This window comes from Streptomyces phaeochromogenes (genome assembly GCF_001418655.1).
GTDB lineage: Bacteria > Actinomycetota > Actinomycetes > Streptomycetales > Streptomycetaceae > Streptomyces > Streptomyces phaeochromogenes.
Genome location: NZ_LIQZ01000428.1, coordinates 1 through 6,779 on the forward strand (window position 1 = coordinate 1; position 6,779 = coordinate 6,779).

Annotated in this window: 6 protein-coding genes; 4 read left to right on the forward strand and 2 right to left on the reverse strand. The window is 71.3% G+C overall.

From position 1 onward, the window contains the following. The 3 genes from AOK17_RS41795 to AOK17_RS41805 form a co-directional block, all read left to right on the forward strand. A partial coding sequence (locus tag AOK17_RS41795; RefSeq protein WP_055617879.1) for a bifunctional DNA primase/polymerase occupies window positions 1-603 on the forward strand: 603 nt, incomplete at its 5' end. 207 nt (window positions 604-810) lie between these two features. Continuing rightward, a complete protein-coding gene (locus AOK17_RS41800) occupies window positions 811-1,605 on the forward strand; it encodes an ABC transporter ATP-binding protein (RefSeq protein ID WP_055617880.1) in 795 nt (264 codons plus the stop codon). Then, window positions 1,602-3,230 (forward strand): hypothetical protein, encoded by a 1,629-nt coding sequence (locus AOK17_RS41805; RefSeq protein WP_055617881.1) that lies wholly within the window; start codon window positions 1,602-1,604, stop codon window positions 3,228-3,230. Before AOK17_RS41800 ends, AOK17_RS41805 begins: the two co-directional genes overlap by 4 nt. A gap of 77 nt (window positions 3,231-3,307) precedes the next feature. Here AOK17_RS41805 and AOK17_RS41810 read toward each other — a convergent pair whose 3' ends face one another. Next, window positions 3,308-4,234, reverse strand: a complete 927-nt coding sequence (locus tag AOK17_RS41810) for an alpha/beta fold hydrolase (RefSeq protein WP_055617882.1) — start codon at window positions 4,232-4,234, stop codon at window positions 3,308-3,310. Between the two features lie 732 nt (window positions 4,235-4,966). After that, window positions 4,967-5,659 (reverse strand): iron-dependent transcriptional repressor DtxR, encoded by a 693-nt coding sequence (locus tag AOK17_RS41815; protein WP_055617883.1) that lies wholly within the window; start codon window positions 5,657-5,659, stop codon window positions 4,967-4,969. A 284-nt stretch (window positions 5,660-5,943) separates the two neighbouring features. On the opposite strand from AOK17_RS41815, the gene AOK17_RS41820 reads away from it, so the two are divergent. Continuing rightward, window positions 5,944-6,699: an SIS domain-containing protein gene (locus tag AOK17_RS41820; RefSeq protein WP_055617884.1), complete on the forward strand. Its 756-nt coding sequence runs from the start codon at window positions 5,944-5,946 to the stop codon at window positions 6,697-6,699. Window positions 6,700-6,779: the final 80 nt, after the last annotated feature.

Consider the following 6,779-nt stretch of genomic DNA (forward strand, 5'->3'; position numbering starts at 1 on the left):
TCGCTGCAGGACATCGCCGTGCGCTATGCCGAAGAGCGCCATTGGGACGTGTTCCCAGGCACTTGGCTGGAAGCCGCCGACGGGGTGCAGCGCTGCTCGTGCGGCGAGCCCTCGTGCGCCGTGCCCGGCGCGCACCCGGCGCGTGAGGACTGGGCGACGCAGGCCACGGGCAGTGCGACCGTCGCGCGTCGGCTGTGGGCGAAGCAGCCGTCGGCGTCGATCCTGCTGCCCACGGGGCGGACGTTCGACGCGATCGACGTCCCCGAGACCTCGGGGTTCCTCGCGCTCGCCCGCATGAGGCGGATGGAGCTGACGCTCGGCCCTGTGACGTGTACGCCGGACCGGCGGATGCAGTTCTTCGTGTTGCCGGGTGCCGCCGCGAAGGTGCCCGATCTTGTACGGAAGCTCGGGTGGCCTCTTGCTTCTCTTGATCTGGTTGTGATGGGCGAAGGTACGTATGTGGCTGCGCCGCCCACGCGGTTCGGGGCGCGGGGGGCCGTGCAGTGGGCCTGCCGGCCGACTCCGGCGAATCGGTGGCTGCCGGATGCGGAGGAGTTGATCTCGCCCTTGGCCTACGCCTGCGGGCGAGACGCTCGACGATAGCTCCGCCTGGGCCGGTTCTTCGGCTGCGGGTAAGTCGGGGCTGGTCGCTCCCCCACTCTNNCATCGCGGCGGAGCCGCATATGTGCACAGCCCCGCGCCCCCGGGTGGGTGGGGCCCGATGTCGCGTGACCAGTGCGGGTCTTCTTCGGCCGAGCGCGCAGTTCCCCGCGCCCCTAAAGGGGCGCCGGCCCCCGTATCGTGCCCTGCATGGCGGAGGGAGTGCGGGTGAACGACGCGGTGGCCGTGCGGGTGCGGGGGCTTTGGAAGCGGTTCGGGGAGCAGGTCGCCGTCGCGGGGATCGATCTGGAGTTGCCCGCGGGGCAGTTCATCGGGCTGGTCGGGCCCAACGGGGCGGGGAAGACCACGACCCTGTCGATGGTGACCGGGCTGCTGCGGCCCGATCAGGGGTCCGTGGAGGTCGTCGGACACGACGTGTGGCGCGACCCCGTGGAGGTCAAGGCCCGGATCGGGGTCCTGCCCGAGGGGCTGCGGCTCTTCGAGCGGCTCTCGGGGCGGGAACTCCTCGCGTACACGGGGCGGCTGCGCGGACTGCCCGGTGCCGAGGTCGACAAGCGGGCCACCCAGCTGCTCGACGTACTCGACCTCGCCGGCGCCCAGCACAAACTCGTCGTCGACTACTCGACCGGCATGCGCAAGAAGATCGGGCTCGCGGCGGCCCTGCTGCACAACCCGGAAGTGCTGTTCCTCGACGAGCCGTTCGAGGGGGTCGACCCGGTCTCCGCACAGACGATCCGCGGGGTCCTGGAGCGCTACACCGCCTCCGGCGCGACCGTCGTCTTCTCCTCCCATGTGATGGAGCTCGTCGAGTCGCTGTGCGACTGGGTCGCCGTGATGGCCGCGGGCCGCATCCGCGCCCACGGCCCGCTCACCGAGGTGCGCGGCGAGGCGCCCTCCCTCCAGCAGGCCTTCCTCGAACTCGTCGGGGCGAACGCCCGCGACACCGGCTCCGACCTCGACTGGCTGGGCGGCGGCGCCCGATGAGCGCCGCGACCGCCACGAAGGCCCCCACCACCTCGACCGCCTCCATCACCCCCGTCGTCGTACGCCTCAAGGTGTCGCTGCTGCGCAACGGGCTGCGGCAGTCGGCGGGGCGGCGGGCGGTGTACGTGGCGTCGCTCGTCATCGTGCTGCTGTTCGCCGCGCTCCAGCTCATCGGACTGATCGCGCTGCGCGGCAACACCTACGCGATGACCGTGACGGTGCTGCTCACGGCCGTGCTGGCGCTCGGCTGGGCCGTGATGCCGCTCTTCTTCTCCGGCGGCGACGAGACCCTCGACCCGACCCGCCTGGTGATGCTGCCCCTGCGCCCGCAGCCGCTCGTACGCGCGTTGCTGGTGGCCTCGCTGGTCGGCATAGGCCCGCTGTTCACGCTGTGCCTGCTCGTCGGTTCGGTGATCGCGATGGCGCACGGGGCGGCGGCGTACGTCACCGGGGTCGTCGCGGTCGTCGTCGCGCTCCTGGTGTGCGTGGCCCTCGCACGGACCGTCGCGACCGCCAACACCCGGCTGCTGACCAGCCGCAAGGGCCGCGACCTGGCCGTCCTGAGCGGTCTGGTGATCGCGGTGGGCGCGCAGGTCGTCAACTTCGGTGCGCAGAAGCTCAATTCGTCGGGCATGTCCACGCTGGACCCGGCGGCAGACGTGGTCCGCTGGGTGCCGCCCGCGTCAGCGCTCGGCGCGGTGGACTCCGTCAGTGAGGGCTCGTACGCCGTCGGTCTCGCCCAGCTCGCCCTGAGCGGGGTGGCCCTGGCGGTGCTGCTGGCCTTGTGGCAGCGGAGTCTGACCCGGCTGATGACCACGCCGGACGGCTCGACACTGCAGGCCGCCGAGCCCTCCCGGGACAAGGCGGGCCGTTCCTCCGGGCTCGGCCGGCTGCTGCCCGCGGGGCGCACGGGCACGGTCATGGAGCGCAGCCTGCGGTACGTGTGGCGGGACCCGAAGACCAAGGCCGCGTGGGTGACCTCGCTCGCGATCGGCCTGATCGTGCCGGTGTTCAACGCGCTGCAGGGCACCGGCTCGATCTACTTCGCGTGCTTCGCGGCGGGCATGCTCGGCATCCAGATGTACAACCAGTTCGGGCAGGACACGTCCGCGTTCTGGATGGTCGCGATGACGATCTCCTCGACCCGGGACGCGTACATCGAGCTGCGGGCACGGGCGTTGGCACTCCTGGTGATCACCCTTCCGTACGCGACCCTCGTGTGCGTCCTGACGACGGCGCTGCTCGGCGACTGGGCCGCGCTGCCCGAGGTGTTCGGCCTGTCGTTCGCGCTGCTCGGCGCGATGCTGGCGACCGGGGCCTGGTCCTCGGCCCGCTTCCCGTACTCGATCCCGCAGGAGAGCTACAAGAACGTCGCTCCCGGCCAGGCGAGCCTCGCCGGATTCTCGATCTTCGGCGGCATGATCGCGGCGGCCCTGCTCTGCGCGCCCGTCATCACCCTCACCATCTGGCTGAACGTCTCGTCGGGCGGCGCCGACTGGACGTGGCTCCTCCTCCCGGTCGGAACCGCCTACGGAGCGGCGATCGCCCTGGCAGGCCTGCACCTCGCCGCCCCACGAACAGCACGGCAACTGCCGGAGATCCTGGCGGCGGTGAGCAAGGGCTGAGGGGCCGGGGCGCGGGCCCGCGCCCCGTTTTCAGGGGCGCGGGGAACTGCGCAGTCTTTGTCCCGACGGCCTACGGCCTAGCGGAGCGCCTCGTCCAGGAAGGGTTCGACGGCCGCGCGCCACGCCTCAGGCTGGTCGTAGTGGACGAGATGTCCCGCCTCGGCCACCTCCGCGTACTGCCCGTTCGGCAGGACACGGACCATCTCCTGGGACTCGGCCCGGCCGAGCTCACCGTCGAGGCCACGGACGACGAGGGCGGGGCACTGGACCTGTGTCAGCTCCTCCCAGTGCGCGTCGTACACCCAGGTCTCGCGGGACTTGAGCATCTGCTCGGGCTCGAAGACGGGCCGCCAGCCGTCCGGCGACTCGGCCATCACCTCGGCGTAGAACTCACCGCGCGACGGGTTCGGGCGCTCCACCCAGGGGTCGTCCTCGCCGAACCACTTCCGTACGTCGGCGAGTGTGGCGAAGGGGACCGGCCAGGCCTTGAACCAGTTCTCCCACTCGCGCTGCGAGGCGGCTCCCAGCGCCGAGGCCCGCATGTCGCAGATGACCAGGCCGCGCACGAGGTCGGGTCGCTTGGCGGCGAGCTGCCAGGCGGTCAGGGCGCCCATGGCGTGCCCGATGAGGACGGCCGGGCCGAGGCCCAGCTGTTCGAGGGCGGCCTCGGCGTCCTCGACGTACGCCCCGCGGGTGTAGGCGGCCTCGGGCGGCTTGTCGCTCTGGCCGTGGCCCCGCTGGTCGAGCGCGACGGCGCGATGCCGCTCGGAGAGCCAGCGGGCGGTGGGCGCCCAGTGGGATGCACGGCCCATGAGGCCGTGCAGTAACAGCACACCGGGCGCACGCTCGATCTCCCCGGGCGTGGTCCCGGTCCCGGCGTCACCGGACGGGTTGCCGGTCCCGGAGGGGTCGCCCCTCGGAGGGTCGATCTTGGGAGAGTCGGCGAACTCCCAGGCGGCGAGGCGTACGCCACCCGCACCGCTCACGTCGATGCGCCGCACCATACGTTGGCACCCCCCTTGATCCGCTCGGCCGGGTCGTCCCGCACGAACCGGCCGGTCCACTCGTACCTCTGGTCGTACCGGTGCTCCTGCTGGTTCTTCCTGCGTAATCCGTAGTGGTTCCGTCACTCATACGCTATCGAATGCGCATTCGAAGATGGGGGTCTTGGCGGCAACACCCCTCCTTCGAGTGACCTCGCTCAAGGATTGACCGCCGTCGCCGAGGGGAGATCTTCAACGGGAGGCGGGCCGCTCGGGGAAAACGGTCCGTGGGGAATGACCCTGGGAGCTCGGGGCTCCGGGTCAGCACAGGGGAGGACAGGCCCCGGCGCCTCAGGGCGCCGGGGCCCTCCTTACGTCCGCGGCACATCCTCCCGCCCCCTCCCCGACCGCGCACCGGCGCCGCTGCCGCTGCCGCCACGGTCAAGAGCCCTCAGGTCATATGCCTCTCGCGACAGCCTCGCACGCAAACGGCCCGACCGCTGCGATTCCGCACACTGAATCTTCATTTCTGAGCGAAGAACGAGGTGGGACAACTGGGTTGTGTGTTACGGGAGTTGACGGCGGGTTCGCAAACAGGCAGGCCCGCACAAGGGCGCCCCTGAAAGGGGCGCGGGGCTGTGTCGATATGCGGCTCCGCCGCGATGGGGGTCCCCCCGCTCGAGCGAAGCCGAGAGTGGGGGAGCGACCAGCCACAGCCACCCCGCGGCCGAACAACGCGCCCCAAGCGGAGCGCTACCGCTTCGCGACGAATACGTGCGACGCCACGTCCGACTCCAGCTCCGCCGCCTCACCGCCGCTGCCCACCAGCACCCCACCCGCGGACTCCGTCACGCTGACAACGGACCCGGGCTGCACGCCCGCCCTCCGCAGCGTGTACATCAGCTGTGCGTCCGTCTGGATCGGCTCACCGATGCGACGGACGACGACCGTCTTGCCGTCGATCCCGGGGTCGAGATCGGCCAGCGACACCATGCCCGCGTCCAGGAAGGGGTCCGCCCCGTCCTTCTCGCCCAGCTCCTCCAGGCCCGGGATCGGGTTGCCGTACGGCGACTCGGTGGGGTGGCGCAGCAGTTCGAGCACGCGCCGCTCGACCGCCTCGCTCATCACGTGCTCCCAGCGGCAGGCCTCGGCGTGCACCTGCTCCCACTCCAGACCGATCACGTCGACGAGCAGACACTCGGCGAGGCGGTGCTTGCGCATCACGCGCGTCGCGAGGCGGCGGCCCTCGTCCGTGAGCTCCAGGTGCCGGTCGCTGGCGACGGACACCAGGCCGTCGCGCTCCATGCGCGCCACGGTCTGGCTGACCGTCGGCCCGCTCTGGTCGAGCCGCTCGGCGATACGGGCGCGCATGGGGACCACACCTTCCTCCTCCAGCTCGAGGATGGTGCGGAGATACATCTCCGTGGTGTCGATCAGTCCGGACATACGTGCCCCTCGATTAGCTCTGCCGGAGGCTGAGTGGCTCACCGGCGTGTGCGCTGGCCCTGGCACCAATTCTGACGCATCCCACTGACAACCGTGCCGCGCAGGTGAAACCGCGTGGTGACGAGTGCCGGCGCGGACGGCCGGAGCATGAGCTCGGCCGGGCGGGAACGGGGGCCCTCAGCACCCAGTGTCGCCCCTGCCGACCGTATTGACACAGCACTGGTCCAGACCGCAACGTGATCCGCGACACGACCTGGTGTGGACGGGGAGAGAGGGCTTCGCGCATGGGCGACAGCAAGCTGGCCGGGCAGTTCTTCGACGCCGCGATCGGCCTGCTGCAGCGGGTGCGGGACGAGGAGGCCGGGGCCGTCGAGGCCGCCGGGACGCTGATCGCCGACACCGTCGCCGACGGCGGGCGGCTGTTCGCGTTCGGTGCCGGGCACTCTTCGCTGGCCGCGCAGGACCTGGTGTACCGGGCGGGCGGCCTCGCGCTGATGAACCTGCTCGCCGTGCCGGGCGCCGTCGGGGTGGACGTCGTGCCGGCGACACTCGGCTCCGCGCTGGAGCGGGTCGACGGCCTGGCGAGCGCCGTCCTCGACTGCAGCCCGGCCCGCTCCGGCGACGTACTCGTGATCATCTCCCTCTCCGGGCGCAACGCCCTGCCCGTGGAGATGGCGATGCACGCGCGGGCCCTGGGCCTCAAGGTCATCGGGGTCACATCGGTCGCGTACGCCTCCGAGACGGAGTCCCGGCACGCCTCGGGTACGTATCTGAAGGACCACTGCGACGTAGTCCTCGACTCGAAGATCGCGATCGGCGACGCGGAACTCACCCTCGACAGCGTCCCGGCGCCCTTCGCGCCCGCCTCCACGGTCGTCACCTCCGCCCTCCTCCAGTCCGTCATGGCCACGGCCGCCGGCACCCTCGCGGACCGCGGCATCGAGCCCCCGCTCCTGCGCTCGGGCAACGTGGACGGCGGTCATGAGTGGAACGGCCGCGTGTTCGAGGAGTACGGGGACCGGATCTTCTACCGCCGCTAGCCGCTCCGCGGGAAAGGCGGGATGGAGGGTGCGGGTCGCCTATGGCTGACCGCGCAGTTCCCCGCGCCCCTAAAGGACGG